This is a genomic window from Stappia sp., assembly GCF_048261845.1.
Classification (GTDB): Bacteria; Pseudomonadota; Alphaproteobacteria; order Rhizobiales; family Stappiaceae; genus Stappia.
In genome coordinates this window covers 172,510-188,738 of sequence record NZ_JBLXFR010000001.1, presented here as the reverse complement: position 1 = coordinate 188,738, position 16,229 = coordinate 172,510, and the positions used below count along the sequence as shown (strand labels likewise).

The window sequence follows — 16,229 nt, the reverse complement described above, 5'->3', positions numbered from 1 at the left end:
AACACTTAGTATTTTTGCAGGTCTATAAACAATTCGGACCGGAGGAACAACGATTGAATCGATTTTTTATCGTCGCCGTCATCGCGCTTACGAGTCCGGCCGCTGCCTTTGACGCAGGGATGCAGTACCAAAAGCATCTAACGCTGGGAAAAACCGCCCGTTACCAGATCGCGGGAGAGTTGCTCGCATGGCAGGAGCTTGGCGGGAAAGTTTGTACGGAATCTCTCGGGAAGACCTCCATCAATATGGAGTATGTTTCACGCCTTATAAAAAACGCCAAAACTGAACCTTCAAAAATGGCAGTATTGAGCGGGGCTTATCAGCGTGCAAAAACTGACCCAACCTACGTGTTCAGTGATCGCTTCGCATGCCAAATGCTACAGGCCAGCGCAGCCAATTTTGATTTGGTAGAACAGGTGCCGCTCTCCGACGCCGAGACGCAAGAGCTACTCCTGATCGGCGCATTAGATAACACCAACTGCGAACTACCTCGCAGCACTCTTTGGAAAGTCCTCATAACGCACCGATATAACTACCTTTCCAGTTCGCGCATTGGCGGTTCTGAAACCTACTCCAACGCTGTCGACGCTGGACTGGACCGCTCCTGTGCCGAATTGGAAGCGTTCGGCAAACAGATAGAAACGCCACAGGATTGATTTCATCGACATGTAGCTCGAATAGCGGCCCGTGCAGAGAGCAAAGCTTCCACATTTTGGCTGACGCGCCGAGCTATCGCTCAGCTTCTGCCAATGCCCATGCGTGACGAATATCGGCTAATCCCAATCGGAGCGTCCAAACCGCCAATCCTGTTCTTAAGAAAGACTTAAGGCTACTGCTAGAGGAAACGGCAGCTTTGTGCCCACGCTTCAGTTCGGCGGATACTAGCGCCTGCGCACGCTCTTCCGCCCGCGCGGCAAGGCGCGGTACTTCGAGAAGCAGCTCGGAACGGATGTGAAGTGAAGGGCACACGGGCAGAAGGTCGCAAACCCTTCGCCAGCACGAGGTGGCCGAGCGCGCCCGAAGGCTTGATTTGCCCGTGTGCAAGAGGAAGTATACAGGAATCTACGAGGCTGCAAAATCCGAACGCAGATCAACGACTGTTCGGCGGCCTCCAAATTTGACTCTGCTTATTGCCCTCCTTACAGCCACCCCCTACTTCCGATTGTGGTTATTAAAGCAGGAATTCATTCTTGAGGCAGATATAGATGAAATTTCGATGACCGAATTAAGAAGTTCCAATAAGTGCGATGTTAGATATCGTGCGGTCGTCGTGGGAGGGGCGATATGCAAATAACGCGTTTAAAGATTGCGAATTTTCGTTCTATTCAAAAGCTCGATATAGATCTCGGCGCTGTCACCGTTCTGATTGGCACCAACAACGCCGGCAAGTCGGCGATCCTAGAGGCGATCCGTATCGCGCTAACTCGAAGATGGGGGCAGCGGGGCACCGGATTTACTGAGTACGACGTCCATTTGTGTGACAGCAGGCCCGATCCCAAAGTCGGCGATCCGGTTATCATTGAGGTCGAGCTTCAGGAAGAAGTTGCCAACGAATGGCCTGAGGATCTCCAGGGCGAGTTGGAGGATATTATACAGCTCGACCCGGTCTCCGGTTGCGCCTCCATAATCATGCGCGTTAGCTGCTCCTGGGACGCGGCAGAAGAGAGTTTCGTTCCGCGATGGGAGTTCCTGAACGTCGATAGGAGCCCGCTGGCCGGCCGTGGTGCACGCGCCGTGAACCTCCAGGAATTTTTCCAGTTTCTGCCCGTCTTCTATCTTGAGGCGCTTCGGGATGCGGCGGATGAGTTTTCGTCGCGAAGCCAGTTTTGGGGCAAACTGCTACGGACTGTACAGATACCCGAGAATCTAGAGCAGAAATCGAAGCGCATCTTCGATCTCTTAAACCGTCGCCTCCTCGACGCCGATCCGCTGCTCGCCAACCTCGCAACCGGCCTGTCGCATATCAGCCGCGTCGCCGCGACCGATGCCCCCGGTCAAGCCGACTTGCGCCTCCTGCCGCTCAACACATGGGATATCCTATCGAAGGCAGAGGTGATCTATCAGACGGAGGGAGGTAAGCCTTGGCTACCGTTGGCGCGGCATGGACAAGGCGTTCAAAGCCTTTCCGTGATGTTCCTGTTTAAGGCCTTCGTCGAGTTGATACTCAAGGATCTGTACCGGCCCGAAAGTTCCGCCGTTCTCGCTCTGGAGGAGCCTGAGACGCACCTCCATCCCCAGGCAGCGCGCAGCCTCTGGCGTCATATCAGTGAGCTTCCTGGCCAGAAAATTGTTACGACGCATTCGCCGTACTTCCTTCAGCACGTTCCTTTCCGGGATATCCGCGTCGTGCGGGTTGAGGCCAACGGAACAACGGTCGGTTCGCTGCCCCGTCAGTTTCGTGCCTCGGTGCCCCATATCGCTGCCCTTGATCCGATCATTGCAGCGTCCGGCGGCCTGATCACTTATGATCGAGGTCTCAATCAATTGGTGCTTTCAGGCACCTTGCAGCAGAACCAATACCAGCAGCTCATCGTCGCCTACAACGGGCGGCCCGACACCACCGTCCTACATACGGCGCTGCGCCAATTGTCCGACGCATCCAAGGAGTTTATCTCTGACGTCGAACTCGATCAGCTTGAGACCTTCGCGCGCCGGATTCGCGGTGAGATCTTCTTTGCTCGCAGGTGGCTACTCGTCGAAGGGCAGTCAGACTACCATCTGGCGCACGGCATAGCCAAAGGCCTAGGCTATGACCTTGACGAGCATGGCGTTGCCGTCATCGATTTCCAGAATTGCGGCAATCCCGAAATCTTCGCCGTCCTTGCGAGAGCCTTGCATTATCCTTGGCTCATTGTGGTGGACGGAGATCCCGCAGGTCAGAGATACCTCACCAAGATTGCTGGCCGCAGCTTTTCGCCGCAGGAAATGGACAGACGTGCCTTTTCCCTCCCCGCAGGCTATCTTGAGCAGCAACTCGTTGCGGACGGACTGCAAGCCGAACTAAAGGCGATTCTAGTTTCGCTCGGCAACGTCGGCGCGGCAAATCTCAATGACGCAGATCTGATTACTGCGCTTAAGAAGGACAAGAGCGGCTATGCTGCCGTGCTTGCAAAACAGTGCGCCGACGACCCTGTGCTGGCTCAGCGCATGCCAGAACCATTTCGCAACGCAATCCTGTCTCTGAGAGGCCTGACATGACCGATTCTGCCCTCAGCGTCGCACTGTCTGAACTGACCGAAGCGCAAAGCGTCGCTGTCGCTTGGCGCGATGGGCCAATGCTCGTTCTCGCAGGTCCCGGCTCCGGCAAGACCCGTGTGCTGACGACGCGCGTAGCCAAGCTGCTTGCCGATACCCCTGACCGCTCATTCCGGGTCCTCGCCCTGACATTCACCAACAAGGCTGCCGATGAGATGTCGAGCAGAGTCACGGCGCTCGTGCCCGAACAAGAGCGCCGCGCGCTAATTGGAACCTTTCACTCCTTCTGCATGCAGATGCTGCAACAGCACGGTTCGCACATCGGGATTAACCCGGATTTCGCCATCTATTCACTCGACGTTGACCGTCAGGAAATCTTGCGAGATGCAATCAAACATGCGTGCTTGGAGCAGGATGATGTCCGACTGCTGTCAACCATCGACAAGCTGAAGTCGCAGCTCGTCCAGCCAGTAGGCTCAGCCCGGTATTTCCGCGATCCGTCTGATGGCGCGCGGGTGGAGCAGGTCTACTCCGCCTACGAGGCGGCGCTCACGCATGCCAACGCTCTGGATTTCGGTTCGCTCATCGCCCAGGCTCACCGGCTAGTCACGAGTTTTCCGGGGATCGCCGCACGATATCGCAAGACTTATGCCTATTGGATGTTCGACGAGTTTCAGGACACCACTGACGGACAGTATCGGCTGATCCGTGCGCTCGCTGGCGACGATTTCAGAAATGTCTTCGCTGTCGCCGATGATGACCAGATCATCTATCAGTGGAACGGCGCGAGCTATCAGCAGATCCAACGGTTCCGATCCGATTTTTCGCCGCAGGAATTGCAGCTCCCTACCAATTACCGCTGCCCGCCGGCAATCGTCGCGGCCGCGAACCACCTTGTGGTGCATAACCTTCAGCGCACCACCGCGAAGCAGCCGCTGGAGGCGGGTAAGACCTCGCTACGATATCCCGCCGAGCAGCACATCCGAGTCCTACGTTATTCCACCGATGAAGTCGAAGCCGCATCGATAGCGGAGGGTATTTCCAAGATCGACCGTGCCCGATGGGGCGAAGTCGCGGTGCTAGCACGTACACGTTACATGCTCGAAAAGTTACAAGCTGCTCTGACTAAAATGCAGGTCAGCGCGGTGATTTCCCAACGCCGCGACGATTTCAGGTCGCCCCAGTTCTTGTGGCTTGCCGCCGTCCTGCGTCAAGCCCTTCGCCCTCTCGATCACCGCGCGCTCGAAATTCTGACGGGCGCTTTTAATCGTTGGTTTGGCACCGATACACGAGTTGACCTTATCAAAACGGCGGTAGAACTCACCGAACGATCGTTGCTCGATGAGTGGGCCGTCGCCGTGAAAATCGCACTGCGCGAGCAGCCAGACGCAATGACCCTCGTGGACCTTGCCGCAAAGTTCGGAAAGGAGCCCACACGATTCAGATCGTTTATCGAAGCGGTTGTTGCCAAAATCCCCGTACAGGATGACGAATCCAGCGATATCGCCGAAGATCGTGCGGCCTGGAGCGATCTAGTAAGAAGCATAGGCAAGACCATCGGCCGCGATGCCCCGTTGGAGCAATTTCTCCAGGAACTGGCAATTCGTTCTAAGGAAGCTCCCGTAGGGACCAATACGGTTACACTTATGACAATTCATGGCGCGAAGGGAAAGGAATTCGATCACGTCTATGTGGTCGGTCTAGCAGAGGACATTCTTCCGAGCTTCCAGAGTCTCAAAGCGGGAGAGAACAGCCCAGAGATGGAAGAGGAGCGGAGAAACTGCTTCGTGGCCATTACCCGTGCGAGAGAATGGCTCTGCCTGTCCTACGCGGACAGTTATCGTGGCTGGGGTAAACAGCCATCACGTTTCCTGCGGGAGATGGGTGTTGATTTGCCTGTCACGCCGACCGGATGAACTCCAAATTTTATCGAGAAGTTTGTAAATTTCGATAATCGTTGGTTTGCGGCACAACAACGCTGTTGCTTTGCAAGTGGATGGCATCTTCGTATACGCGCCGAAAATGAGGGGCCGCAAGCGCCTCCCGAAGGGTGCTTCGACTACGGGACGCGGAATATCCGTTTTCGTGTACCAGCCGCTCCGAAGCCGTCAGTCTGGCTAAGGCTCCGGTTATTCGCTCACCCCGCGGCGACTGAACGCTTGCTGCGTATCCGGTCGCCGTTTGGTCGACATTTTAGGTCCCTCCGCCAAATTTGGCTTACGGGACACTTCAGATCGTGCTTCGCCCTCCCTCATCCGCGCCCCAGCCCAAACGCGCGTCCTACCCCCTTTGAAACCCCTTTAACGGCGATCCTGAGAGCAATGCGCGGTCGCATGTTGCAGCTGGCGGCGATGTTGGCTTGGGGGAGTGTCTCCGCCTGACAGTGTCAGGGGCGCGCGTGGTGCGGTCGACACGCACTTTGTCGCCCATGACGACACAATCCGCAACCGCCCTTTTTGCGACAACCGCCATCGCCTCCAGCGAGGGGGCGGCCGCGCCCGAATGGGTGCAGCTCTTCCCGGCCGGGCCGCAACTGGTCGCCCGTGACGGGCGGAGCTGGCGCCTGTCCGATCCGCAGGCGGTGATTGCTGCTTTCGAGGCGAACGGCGCACCCATCCCCATCGACTACGAGCACGGCCAGGCGCACCGCGCGCCAAAAGGCGAGACCGCGCCGGCAGCCGGCTGGATCACCGCGATGGAAATCCGCGAGGGCGCCATCTGGGCGCGTGCCGAATGGACCGACAAGGCGGCTGCGATGATCGCGGCGCGGGAGTACCGGTTCCTGTCGCCGGAGTTCTACCACACGAAGGCCGGCGAGGTTTTCCTCGTCGTCGGCGCCGGCCTGGTCAACCGACCGGCTCTGCGCATGACCGCGCTCTCACGCGCCGACGATCCGACTGCCCCTCACACCACGGAGACTGACATGGACCTCACAGCCCTTTGCCGTGCGCTCGGCCTCGATGCCGGCGCCTCGGTCGAGAACATTCTTGCGGCCGTGGAGCGGCTTCAGGGTGAACACCGCACCGCGCTTGCCGCCGCCGAAGCCCCGGCCATGGAACGGTTTGTGCCGCGCGCCGACTACGACCAGGCGATCGCCCGCGCCGACACGGCCGAAACCGAGCTGGCCGCCGTGCAGACCGAGCGCCAGACAGGCGAGATCAGTGCAGCGATCGAGGACGCGGTGAAGGCGGGCAAGATCGCTCCGGCCTCCCGCGATCACTACCGGGCGCTCTGCGCCGTCGAAGGTGGTCTTGAGAACTTCAAGAAGCTGGTCGGAACGATGCCGGTGATCGGCACCCCGTCCGATCTTGACGAGCGCGATCCCGCGCGCCCCTCGGGTCTCAGCGAACAGCAGCGCTCAATCGCCTCGATGATGGGGCTTTCGGAAGAAGACTACGCCAAGTCGCTCTGATCCCCCGGCCTGACCATCTCGGAGACATCCCATGCCCCTTGCCAAAGAACGCCAGACCTCGATGCGGCTTCCCGACCGCGAAAGCCACCCGGTCGCGGGAGCAACGAAAATCCAGGCCGGTGCACTCGTCGTGCTCGACGCGGGGCTTGCCAAGCCCGGTCACACGGCCACCGGTCTTGTGTCCCTGGGCCGTGCGGAGCGCACCGTCGACAACACGGCCGGCGCGGCTGGCGAGAAGCGCGTCGAGATCCTGCGCAAGCGCACGTTCCTCTTTTCCAACCTGGAGGCCGATCCGGTCGCGCTCGCCGACGTCGGCAAGACCTGTTTCGTGGTCGATGACGAGACCGTCGCCAAGACCGACGGCACCGGCACGCGATCACCCGCCGGCCGGGTGGCGGATGTCGATCCGTCCGGCGTCTGGGTCGAATTCTAATCCGGCCGCGAGCGCCGCCGTCCAACAAGGATTTTTCCCATGATCATCAACCAGACATCGCTTGACGATCTGTTTCGCGGGTTCTCCCGTGCCTACCAGAACGGCTTTGCAGAGGTGAAGCCGCACTGGCAGCAGGTCGCGACCATGATCACGTCGTCGACCCGCGAGAACTCCTATGCCTGGCTCGGCAAGTTCCCGAAGCTTCGCGAATGGATCGGCTCGCGCGTCTACGAGACGATGAAGACGCACCGCTACACGGTCGTGAACCGCAAGTTCGAGAGCACGGTCGAGGTCGATGCCGACGATATCTCCGACGACCAGATCGGGATCTATTCCCCGCTCTTCACGGAAATGGGTCGTTCGGCTGCCGCACATCCCGACGAACTGGTGTTCGAGATGCTCGGCCAGGCTTTCGAAGCGGAATGCTACGACGGCCAGCCGTTCTTCGACACCGATCACCCGGTGATGAACCCGGAGACGCGCAAGGAAGTGTCCGTTTCCAACATGCAGGCCGGCGGTGGCGTTCCCTGGTACCTGATGGACACGACGCGGGCTCTCAAGCCGCTGATCTACCAGAAGCGCCGCGACTATCGCTTCGTGCGCAAGGACGATCCCCAGACCTCCGATCGCGTGTTCGACCAGGACAAGTTCACCTATGGCGTCGATGGACGCGGCGAGGCCGGCTTCGGTTTCTGGCAGATGGCGTTCGCCTCCAAGGCGGACTTGAGCAAGGACAATCTGCGCGCGGCACGCCGCGCCATGATGGACCTGAAGAACGAGGCGGGCCGGCCGCTCGGTGTCAAGCCGAACGTGCTTGTCGTCGGTAGCACCCACGGTGACACGGCCCGCGACCTGCTCCTGGCCGAGCGCCTGGCGAACGGCGAGACCAACACCGACCGCAATCTGCTGCAGATCATCGAGATCCCGTTCCTCGACTGATCCGGCAGACCGGCCCGCGCCATCCGCCCGGCGCGGGCCGCACCTCTTCTTCCAACATTTCGGAGAACCCGATGGCCGCCCGAAAGACCTCCCAGAAGCCGAGCTCGAACCCCGCATCCGGCGACAAGGCTACGGACGCCCCCGCCACCGATGCCGCAGCCAAGGACCCGGCACCGGCCGCCGCGCCGGAGGACAAGGCAGCGACGGAAGACGCGCAGGAAGCGACCTTGGACGCAGCTTCGGCGCTCATCCTAGTCATTACCGCGCCGCGCGCCCGCCGACGTGCCGGGATCGCCTTCGGTCCCGACCCGGTTCGCATTCCGGTCGATGACCTCACCGAGGACCAGGTCCTGGCGATCGACAGCGATCGCCTCCTGACCGTGCGTGCCGAGAAGCCCTAAGCGGCGCAACCACCACCTGCCGGGGAACCGCCGTGGCCTATGCCAGCAAAACCGATATCGAAACACTTTGGGGAGCGGACTTCCTGTCCGATCTCCTGCCGGAGGATGTCGATGTTGACGCGGCGATCGCGACCGCTCTGCGCTTCGCCTCGGCCGAGATCGATGCGCATCTGTCGGCCCGTTACGAGCTGCCGCTTGCCGACCTGCCCGAGATCCTGATCGCGCCTGCCGCCAACATCGCCGTCTATGTCGCGGCCAACCAGCACGCCTCGCTCACGACAACGATCGAGGAGCGCTACAAGCACGCGGTCGAGCTGCTGAAACGGATCGCCGAAGGCAAGGCCGGGCTGGGCAGCAGCGAGCCGGTGATTGCCATCGATGGCGCGGCGAGTGACAGCGGCGCGGCCTTCTTCGCCGAGCCGCGCGTCTGGGGCCGGAGGCAGCCATGACCGGCATCGCCATTCGCGTTGACGACACGGACCTCGCCGCGCGCCTTGTGAAGATCGAGGGGCTTGTCGATGCGCCCCAGGACGATCTGCGCGACGGGATCGGCCGGCTTGTCCAGGAGCAGACGCGCCGGCGCATCGAGAGCGAGAAGACCGCGCCCGACGGCACGCCCTGGAAGGCGAACCGGGCCGGCACGTCGACGCTCTACGCGGAAGGGCACTTGTCGCGCTCGGTCGACTATGTGACGTCCGGCTCCGGCGTGCTGGTCGGCTCGGGCCTCATCTACGCCCGTCCCCATCAAAAGGGCGCGACGATCAAGCCGAAGGACGCCAGGGCGCTGCGCTTCATGGTCGGCGATGCGGCGGTCTTCGCCCGCACGGTGACCTTGCCGCAACGCGAATGGCTGGGCCTGTCCGACGAGAACCGCCGCGACATCGAAGGTGCCGTCATCGACTGGCTCGGGAGCATCCTCCCATGAGCCGGATCAACGCCTTTCGAACGGCCCTTGAAACGACATTTGCGGCGGCGCTGCCGCAGCTTCGAAGCTGCGATGCGCAGTTCGGCCGGTTCGACCTGGATGAACTTCAGCGCAACACGATCAAGGCGCCGGCACTGCGCGTCGCGATCCTGCGCGCTCCGGTCATGATCAATGCAGGCGGTTCCTATGACGCGGCTTTGGAATGCGCTGCCTTCGCCGTGACCGACGGCAAGGGGGAAAGCCGGGACGCGGACGCCTGGAAGATCGCGGAAGCCGCGCTTGCCGTTCTGTCGCCGCGACAGCGCTTCGGTCTGCCATCCATCGGCGCGCCGGGCGATCTGCGGATTTCACCGCTTTTGACCGGTCATCTGGACCGTCGCGGCGTGTCCGTCGTCGCGCTCGAATGGAAGCAGACACTGCGCGAGGTGACGGTGGGCGTCTTCGAAGACGGCGGGCCGATCGAACTGGAGATCGAGGTCAACGGCGAACCGTTCGACGTGGAGCCGGCGCCATGATCCCGACCATCTCCCGCGAACTTCGCACGCTCTACAAGGAGGTCGACGGGCTACACCGGCGGCTTGCGGCCTCGCACATGTCGGGCAAGGTGGTCGAGATCAAGGGCGACAAGGTCCGCCTTGAACTGATGCCGCCCGACAGTCGCACCGGCAAGCCGTTCCTCTCGCCCTGGGTGCAGGTGCAGGAAAGCGCCGGCGACGGGGTCGGCGGTTATTCCACCCATGTTCCGGTTACCGTTGGCGAGACCATGCGCCTGCTGTCGCCCCATGGCGAGCTCGGCCCGCAATCGCTGGCCGTGCGCGACGGCTACACCAGCGACAATCCGAGGCCGACCAACGAGGATAAGCGCCTGGTCATCAAGCATGGCGAAACGCGCCTCGTGATGGACGGCGAAGCGATCGAACTCGGCGTCGGCACTGCTGCCGTGAAGATCTCGGCTGCCGAGATCCTGACCACGGTTCGCACCCGGCTCAACAACGGCACCCGCAAGGTTCACTACGTCGACGGCCTGGACGATGCGGGCGACCGCGCGCTCGACGGCGCCGATGACGTTCTTGTCTGAAGGAGAAACCCCATGCTGAAAGCCTACCGCGTTACCGAAAAGGCCGGCCCGTTCGTCGCCGGTGCCCGCAATCCCGGCCAGGGCGAGTCGCTGCGCCTGACCGAGGACCAGGCGCGCTATGCACTGATTTCCGGTGAGATCGAGCCCGCCACGAAGACGGACACCACAAAGGCCGAGCCGGCCAAGTCCACAGCGTCGAAGACCGCCAAGAACGACGGCAAGTAAGCCATGCGCACCGGCATCTCGGCGGCAACAGGCAAGGTGCTGACCGGCTGGGACCATTGCGTCCAGTCACTCGCCAAGATCCTGACGACGCGGTTCAACAGCCGCGTCATGCGCCGGGATTTCGGGTCGCGTGTTCCCGACCTTCAGGACGCCAACGCCAACGAGAGAACGTTGCTGGAACTGTATGTGGCGATCGCCGAAGCGGTCGAGGACCCGGTCAATGGAGAACCGGCCTTCCGGTTGCGGACGATCGACCTTGCCGCCGGCGGCCGCTCGGGTCGCTTCGTCTTCATCCTTGAGGGCGACTTCTACCCACGCGGTCACCTCGGCGACTACTCGCAGCGCCAGTCCCGTGTCGCGGATCTCGCGGTCGGCAGCGGCGACCGTCTCGTGCTGGAGACACCATCATGACCCGCCCCGATCTTCCGCCGCCCGCGATCCTTGAGGAGCTCGACTATGAGCGGCTGCTCGCCGCGATCGTCGCTGATGCGCAGGCGCGGCTTGCGGCGGTCGGCATCGCCTGGGACGTGGGCGCGCTGGAAACCGACCCGGTGAAGATCCTGTGCCAGGCCTTCGCCTATCGCGAGCTGTTGTTGCGGGCACGGGTCAACGATGCCGCCCGCGCCAATCTCCTGGCCTTCGCCGGCACGTCGGACCTTGATCATCTCGCAGCCTTCTATGACGTGACGCGGCTTCTTGATGAGCCCGACGCACGGCTGCGCGACCGGGTCTGGTTGACCATCCTTGGCCGCTCAGCCGCCGGGCCGATGGAGCGTTACAAGGCCGTCGCGATGGCGGCCTCAACGCAGGTGCGCGACGTGGCGATCTGGCGGGAGGGTCGCGACCCGACCGTGCGTGTCGCGGTGCTGACCGATGACCTGTCGCCCAAGCCCTGGGAACTGCTCGATGCTGTGCGTGCGGCGCTTGAAGCACCGGCGGTGCGCGTCGTCTCCGACCGCTTCGAAGTCGTCTCGGCAATCCGCACCGTCACGGACGTTGCCCTGACCGTGCGGCTTGCGCCCGATGCGCCGGCCTCCCGCCTGGGCGATATCGCGACGGCCGTCCGCGCCGCCTGGCAAGCGGAAAGCCTGCTCGGCCTTGACCTCACCACGTCCTGGCTGGTTGCCAAGGCGATGATCCCCGGCGTGACGCGCGTCAGCGTGACCTGGCCGAAAGATGATCTGATCGCGCAACCGCATGAGGCGATCGGCATTGGCGGGATCGAGATCATCGACGGAGGGCGCGGTCGATGACATCGCTCCTCCCCATCAATTCGACACCGCTCGAGCGCGCACTCGACCTGACCGGCGCCGACATCGCCGACCGGATCGCGCCTGGGGTCGATGCGATCCCCGGATGGAAGCTTGTCACCCCGCAGCCAAGCCTTGCGCCGTGGCTGGTCTATGAATACGGCCTCGGCGCGCTGTCGCCCTTCGTGCCGAATGTCTTCGAGTTGCTCGAAGACGGCATCGCCTGGGAGCGGTTGCGTGGCACTCACGCCGGCATGGCGATGGGTCTCGGCTTTGTCGGCTACTCGGCCGAGCTGGTCGACCCGCCCGCGCGCCGGCTCGCCTGGGCCGACTATCAGCTCATGTTCGACCGGGTGCGCGACGAGCGGGCCGACCTGCCGCGTCTTGCCGGCATTGCACAGCTCTCGCAGCCGGTGCGCTCACGCTTCCGACGCGGCGTGCACGGCTACGACGTGCCGGCGGCCGAATGCTCCTGGGCGCGGCTTTCCGGGTCCATCGTCGGCGACGACAGCGGCGTGCATGTCGAGGCAACCGGCGGTCTCTCCGGCCCGAAGTGGTCCTACGGCCGCACCCACGAGGCGGAGGTGACGCTCACCCAGGCCGAGCTTGAAGCCCTTGGCATCTGGATCGCCGACGACGGGTCCGGCTCCCTTGCCTGGGCGGATCTGCCGGTTGCCTGGTCGACTGTCAACGACACCTGGGCCGATCTCGGCTCGGCCGGCGCGCGGGTCCGCCAGATGGCGGCGGCGCTCGGCGGCATGGGCGCCTATCTCGGCTTCTACAGTTCGGGCGGCGCGCTGACCGGCGCCCGCCTCTGCCGTACCTTCGCGCAAGTGGACCCGACGGGCGCGGCCGGACTTTACACGCTGCTCGGTCAGGGCTGGACGCCCGGCGAGGACGGCGAGGCCCTGGCCGCGATCGCCCTGACGGACTTCGGCGACGGTGACGGCACGGGCATCACTGCGCGTGCCATCGAGGCCGGCCTGCTCGTCGGGGCAACCCCGATCGATCCCGGAACGCCCGGCAAGCTCTGGCTTGGCCCCGGCGAGATCCACACGCCCTTCGCGGCCGTCGGCCGCGCCCCTGTCGACATTCGTTTCGGGGAGACGCTGCGCGAGCGCGTCGGCCTTCTCGTTCGTTTCACATGAGGTTCTAATGGCCTTCGAACACAGTCTCGTTTCCGGCGCCTATGACCGTTCCGGCGCGAAACCCGCCATGACGGACGTGGTCTTCCGGGAGGGCAACTTCCTCCAGGGCGCGGAGCTGAACGAGGCGCAGTCGATCCTGCGCGGACGCATCGCCCGTGCCGGGGGGCTGTCCGCCCGCGACGGCGACCGCATCTCCGGCGCCGGCATCGTGGTCGACACGGATGCGGGCAGCGTGCTCCTCGAGGCCGGGCGGATCTATGCCGCCGGTGACGTGCGCCCGGTCAACGCCTGGACCCTTGAAAGTGTGCCGATGGTTGGCGAGGTCACGATCGGCGTGCGGCTTGTCCGCCGGGTTGTGACCCACGAGCAGGACCCGGACCTTCTCGGTCTTGCGCCGGGCACTGCGGCCGAGGGCGAGGCCGGCGCGGCGCGGATCGAGGAAACTCTTGTCTGGGGACGTGCCGGCGACGGCAAGCCTGGCGATCTCTATCCGGTCTACCTCATCAAGGATGGCGTGGCGCTCGACCAGACGGCGCCAGTCGAGCTGTCCATGACGCTCCAGGCGATCGCCGGCTATGACCGGGATGCCAACGGCAGCTACGTGGTCTCCGGCTGCCGCGTGGCGGCTCTTGGCCGCATTGCAGGCGACCAGGTCTTCGTCATCGAGCAGGGCGTTGCCAACATCAACGGCTTCAAGCGCACGCGCTCTGCAAGCTTGCGCCTGGCTGTGCCGGAGACCTTCGATGTCGGCCGGATCGATGCCGAGCAGCACAGCTTTGCCGATGGCGGTACGGGAACGGCTGTGCTCTCCCTGCGCTTCCCGCCGCTCGCAAACCTCATCACGGCTCTTGTCACCAAGGAGACGACCGAGGCGGTGACGCACGGGCCGAGCGTGGGTTCCATGGATCTCCTGTCGCAGGACAGCGTCACGGCGCTGGTCGAGGTGCGCCAGGGCGGGACGGTCTACACGGCCGGCACCGACTACATCCTCAACGCCGACCGGGTCGACTGGACACCGGGCGGCGCCGAGCCGGCGCCGGGCTCGAGCTATCAGGTGACCTATCGCTACCGCGACGCGGTCGCGCCCGTCTCGACCACCGACGGCACGGTGACGCTGGCCGGCGGCGTGACCGGTGGCGAGGTTCTGCTGACCTACGATTACAAGCTGCCGCGCACCGACCTGATCTGTCTCGACCAGGAAGGCCGCGCCGTCTACATCGAGGGCCTGTCGAGCCGCTCGCGTCCCGTGCCGCCGGCAGCGCCGGCCGCCCATCTGCCGCTGGCCGAGGTTCACAACGCCTGGGGTGGCGCTCCTGCGATCGTCAACAGCGGCGTGCGCGCCTATGGCATGGCGGATGTCGACCACATCTACAAGCGCATGGTCGACCTCTACGACCTGGTTGCGCTGGAGCGCCTGCGCCGCGACATCGACAGCCGCGAACCGGTCGCCAAGCGCGGTGTCTTCGTCGATCCGTTCACCTCCGATCGCTGGAGGGACGCCGGCATCGCCCAGGATGCTGCCCTGTTCGACGGCTCGTGCCAGTTGGCCATCGATCCGACGATCCACCGGCTCGGACCTGTCCGCCCGGTGCTGCTCGACTGGACCTCCGAACCGGTGATTTCGCAGGGGCTCGTCACCCATTGCCGGCTGGTCAATCCCTACGCCAACTTCCTGCCGATCCCGGCCGAGCTGACGCTTGACCCGGCGATTGACCAGTGGGTCGAGACGCGCACCGAATGGGCCTCCGCGCAGACGGCCCAATTTGGCGCCGGCAACCAGTCCCGCACCACCACGACGACGGATATCGTCGACGAGCGGCAGGAACTCGCCGAGTTCCTGCGCCCGGTTGATGTCGCCTACACGATCCGTGGCTTCGGGGCCGGCGAGGCGCTTGAAGAACTCACCTTCGACGGTGCCGACGTGACGCCGGCGGGCATCACTGCCGATGGCAATGGCGAAGTCTCCGGCACCATCGCCATCGCGGCCGAGACCTACCCGGCCGGCCGCAAGCTCGTGCGCGCCGTTGGCGCCTCGGGCACGGAAGCGTCGGCACTCTTCGTTGGCGAAGGCCGGATCGAGGTCACGGTCATGCGCCAGGTCACCACGGTCACGCGCTGGAGTGATCCCCCGGTTTCCGTTGGCGTCGGCGTGAACGAGCCGCCCGGCGGCGGCGGTGCCGATCCGTTGGCGCAGACCTTCGTCCTGCCGGCCAGCACGGCTGGCCGCCATCTGGCGAGCGTCACGCTGCGCGTCTGCGCGATCGGCGATCCCGGCAACCCGCTCTTGCTCGAAATCCGCACCTGTTCGCAGGGGCTCCCCACGGCCGAGATCCTCAGTCAGGCGTATATCGAGATGAGCGGCATCGTGATCGGTCAGCCGACCGTGATCGACTTGCCGGAGCCGCTCTGGCTGGCTGCGGGCCAGGAATATTGCTTCATCGTCAAGAGCGACGATGCCGGCCATTCGATCAGCTCGGCACAGGTCGGGGCTTTCGACGCGGTGGCGCAGTCCTGGGTGACCGCGCAGCCGTACCCCGTCGGCGTCATGCTCTCCTCGAGCAACGCGCGCACCTGGTCAGCGCATCAGGACGAGGACCTGACCTTCACGCTCAACGCCGCGCGGTTCGCGCCGACGACCAAGCGGATCTCGCTCGGCCAGGCCGACCTTGTCGATTGCACGGACATGATCGTCCGGGCCGTCGTCGATCTGCCGACGGCCGAGTGCTCGGTCGTCTTCGAGATCGAGCGGCCGGGCGGCGGCATCTGGCGCGTGGCACCTGGCCAGGTGCTCGAGCTGACCGAACGCGTCACGGAGACGGTCGTCGTCTTCGCCGTGCTCACCGGCACGGCAACGGCCTCGCCGACGCTGTTCCCGGGCGTCCAGCTCATCGCCGGGTCCTTGCGCGATACCGCCGCATACGTCTCGCGCGCCTTCACGGTCTCCGGGGCAGTCCGCGTGCCGGTTCGTTTCAAGTCGCTCCTGCCGTCCGGGTCCGGCCTGACAGTCGAACTCCAGAAAGGCGATGGCGGCTGGGAGGCGATCCCGCTCCGGTCGACGGAGATCCTTGAGGCCGGCGGGTGGGTCGACCGCACACACGAAATCGACCCGCTCGATCCGCAGCCGGCATGGGGTGCCGAGACCCGCGTCCGTCTGACGCTCACCGGCGGGCCGGCGGCGCGGCCGTCGCTGGCGGACCTTCGCGTCGCAACCATCTGAGGAACC

16 protein-coding genes are annotated in these 16,229 nt (G+C 63.7%); all 16 read left to right on the top strand.

Annotated features, from left to right (window positions below; genetic code table 11):
- The first annotated feature begins 53 nt into the window (after positions 1-53).
- The 16 genes from ACN0T5_RS00915 to ACN0T5_RS00840 all read left to right on the top strand — a co-directional run bounded on the left by ACN0T5_RS00915 (position 54) and on the right by ACN0T5_RS00840 (position 16,223).
- Positions 54-656, top strand: a complete 603-nt coding sequence (locus tag ACN0T5_RS00915) for a hypothetical protein (RefSeq protein ID WP_417766733.1) — start codon at positions 54-56, stop codon at positions 654-656.
- A 628-nt stretch (positions 657-1,284) separates the two neighbouring features.
- Positions 1,285-3,198: an ATP-dependent nuclease gene (locus ACN0T5_RS00910; protein WP_417766732.1), complete on the top strand. Its 1,914-nt coding sequence runs from the start codon at positions 1,285-1,287 to the stop codon at positions 3,196-3,198.
- Positions 3,195-5,111 carry an ATP-dependent helicase gene (locus ACN0T5_RS00905; RefSeq protein ID WP_417766731.1) on the top strand — a complete coding sequence of 639 codons (1,917 nt, stop codon included), beginning with the start codon at positions 3,195-3,197 and terminating at the stop codon, positions 5,109-5,111. The genes ACN0T5_RS00910 and ACN0T5_RS00905 overlap by 4 nt, the downstream gene beginning before the upstream one ends.
- Before the next feature lie 512 nt (positions 5,112-5,623).
- Positions 5,624-6,607 (top strand): phage protease, encoded by a 984-nt coding sequence (locus tag ACN0T5_RS00900; RefSeq protein WP_417766730.1) that lies wholly within the window; start codon positions 5,624-5,626, stop codon positions 6,605-6,607.
- A gap of 31 nt (positions 6,608-6,638) precedes the next feature.
- The gene (locus ACN0T5_RS00895; RefSeq protein WP_417766729.1) at positions 6,639-7,040 is read left to right on the top strand and encodes a hypothetical protein; all 402 of its coding nucleotides are present in this window, start codon (positions 6,639-6,641) and stop codon (positions 7,038-7,040) included.
- A 39-nt stretch (positions 7,041-7,079) separates the two neighbouring features.
- Complete coding sequence (locus ACN0T5_RS00890) at positions 7,080-7,979, top strand: Mu-like prophage major head subunit gpT family protein (protein ID WP_417766728.1); 900 nt, start codon at positions 7,080-7,082, stop codon at positions 7,977-7,979.
- Between the two features lie 71 nt (positions 7,980-8,050).
- Entirely contained in the window at positions 8,051-8,380 is a 330-nt protein-coding gene (locus ACN0T5_RS00885) for a hypothetical protein (protein WP_417766727.1), read from the top strand.
- A gap of 32 nt (positions 8,381-8,412) precedes the next feature.
- Positions 8,413-8,829, top strand: a complete 417-nt coding sequence (locus ACN0T5_RS00880) for a phage protein Gp36 family protein (RefSeq protein ID WP_417766726.1) — start codon at positions 8,413-8,415, stop codon at positions 8,827-8,829.
- Positions 8,826-9,305 carry a phage virion morphogenesis protein gene (locus ACN0T5_RS00875; RefSeq protein ID WP_417766725.1) on the top strand — a complete coding sequence of 160 codons (480 nt, stop codon included), beginning with the start codon at positions 8,826-8,828 and terminating at the stop codon, positions 9,303-9,305. Before ACN0T5_RS00880 ends, ACN0T5_RS00875 begins: the two co-directional genes overlap by 4 nt.
- A complete protein-coding gene (locus tag ACN0T5_RS00870) occupies positions 9,302-9,820 on the top strand; it encodes a hypothetical protein (protein ID WP_417766724.1) in 519 nt (172 codons plus the stop codon). The genes ACN0T5_RS00875 and ACN0T5_RS00870 overlap by 4 nt, the downstream gene beginning before the upstream one ends.
- Positions 9,817-10,383, top strand: a complete 567-nt coding sequence (locus ACN0T5_RS00865) for a phage baseplate protein (protein ID WP_417766723.1) — start codon at positions 9,817-9,819, stop codon at positions 10,381-10,383. The genes ACN0T5_RS00870 and ACN0T5_RS00865 overlap by 4 nt, the downstream gene beginning before the upstream one ends.
- Before the next feature lie 12 nt (positions 10,384-10,395).
- Complete coding sequence (locus tag ACN0T5_RS00860; RefSeq protein WP_417766722.1) at positions 10,396-10,608, top strand: hypothetical protein; 213 nt, start codon at positions 10,396-10,398, stop codon at positions 10,606-10,608.
- Positions 10,609-10,611: 3 nt separating this feature from the next.
- Positions 10,612-11,019 (top strand): GPW/gp25 family protein, encoded by a 408-nt coding sequence (locus ACN0T5_RS00855; RefSeq protein ID WP_417766721.1) that lies wholly within the window; start codon positions 10,612-10,614, stop codon positions 11,017-11,019.
- On the top strand, positions 11,016-11,861 hold the full coding sequence (locus tag ACN0T5_RS00850; RefSeq protein WP_417766720.1) for a baseplate J/gp47 family protein: 846 nt from the start codon (positions 11,016-11,018) through the stop codon (positions 11,859-11,861). The genes ACN0T5_RS00855 and ACN0T5_RS00850 overlap by 4 nt, the downstream gene beginning before the upstream one ends.
- Complete coding sequence (locus ACN0T5_RS00845) at positions 11,858-13,006, top strand: phage tail protein (RefSeq protein ID WP_417766719.1); 1,149 nt, start codon at positions 11,858-11,860, stop codon at positions 13,004-13,006. Before ACN0T5_RS00850 ends, ACN0T5_RS00845 begins: the two co-directional genes overlap by 4 nt.
- 7 nt (positions 13,007-13,013) lie before the next feature.
- Positions 13,014-16,223 (top strand): DUF4815 domain-containing protein, encoded by a 3,210-nt coding sequence (locus ACN0T5_RS00840; RefSeq protein ID WP_417766718.1) that lies wholly within the window; start codon positions 13,014-13,016, stop codon positions 16,221-16,223.
- Positions 16,224-16,229 lie beyond the last annotated feature (6 nt).

What these genes read in the sequence shown, in the direction of transcription:
- ACN0T5_RS00855 (WP_417766721.1), top strand. Translation starts at nt 10,612, where the DNA reads ATGCGCACCGGCATCTCGGCGGCAACAGGCAAGGTGCTGACCGGCTGG.
- ACN0T5_RS00850 (WP_417766720.1), top strand. Translation starts at nt 11,016, where the DNA reads ATGACCCGCCCCGATCTTCCGCCGCCCGCGATCCTTGAGGAGCTCGAC.
- ACN0T5_RS00865 (WP_417766723.1), top strand. Translation starts at nt 9,817, where the DNA reads ATGATCCCGACCATCTCCCGCGAACTTCGCACGCTCTACAAGGAGGTC.
- ACN0T5_RS00870 (WP_417766724.1), top strand. Translation starts at nt 9,302, where the DNA reads ATGAGCCGGATCAACGCCTTTCGAACGGCCCTTGAAACGACATTTGCG.
- ACN0T5_RS00905 (WP_417766731.1), top strand. Translation starts at nt 3,195, where the DNA reads ATGACCGATTCTGCCCTCAGCGTCGCACTGTCTGAACTGACCGAAGCG.
- ACN0T5_RS00900 (WP_417766730.1), top strand. Translation starts at nt 5,624, where the DNA reads ATGACGACACAATCCGCAACCGCCCTTTTTGCGACAACCGCCATCGCC.
- ACN0T5_RS00840 (WP_417766718.1), top strand. Translation starts at nt 13,014, where the DNA reads ATGGCCTTCGAACACAGTCTCGTTTCCGGCGCCTATGACCGTTCCGGC.
- ACN0T5_RS00845 (WP_417766719.1), top strand. Translation starts at nt 11,858, where the DNA reads ATGACATCGCTCCTCCCCATCAATTCGACACCGCTCGAGCGCGCACTC.
- ACN0T5_RS00895 (WP_417766729.1), top strand. Translation starts at nt 6,639, where the DNA reads ATGCCCCTTGCCAAAGAACGCCAGACCTCGATGCGGCTTCCCGACCGC.
- ACN0T5_RS00890 (WP_417766728.1), top strand. Translation starts at nt 7,080, where the DNA reads ATGATCATCAACCAGACATCGCTTGACGATCTGTTTCGCGGGTTCTCC.
- ACN0T5_RS00875 (WP_417766725.1), top strand. Translation starts at nt 8,826, where the DNA reads ATGACCGGCATCGCCATTCGCGTTGACGACACGGACCTCGCCGCGCGC.
- ACN0T5_RS00860 (WP_417766722.1), top strand. Translation starts at nt 10,396, where the DNA reads ATGCTGAAAGCCTACCGCGTTACCGAAAAGGCCGGCCCGTTCGTCGCC.
- ACN0T5_RS00910 (WP_417766732.1), top strand. Translation starts at nt 1,285, where the DNA reads ATGCAAATAACGCGTTTAAAGATTGCGAATTTTCGTTCTATTCAAAAG.
- ACN0T5_RS00885 (WP_417766727.1), top strand. Translation starts at nt 8,051, where the DNA reads ATGGCCGCCCGAAAGACCTCCCAGAAGCCGAGCTCGAACCCCGCATCC.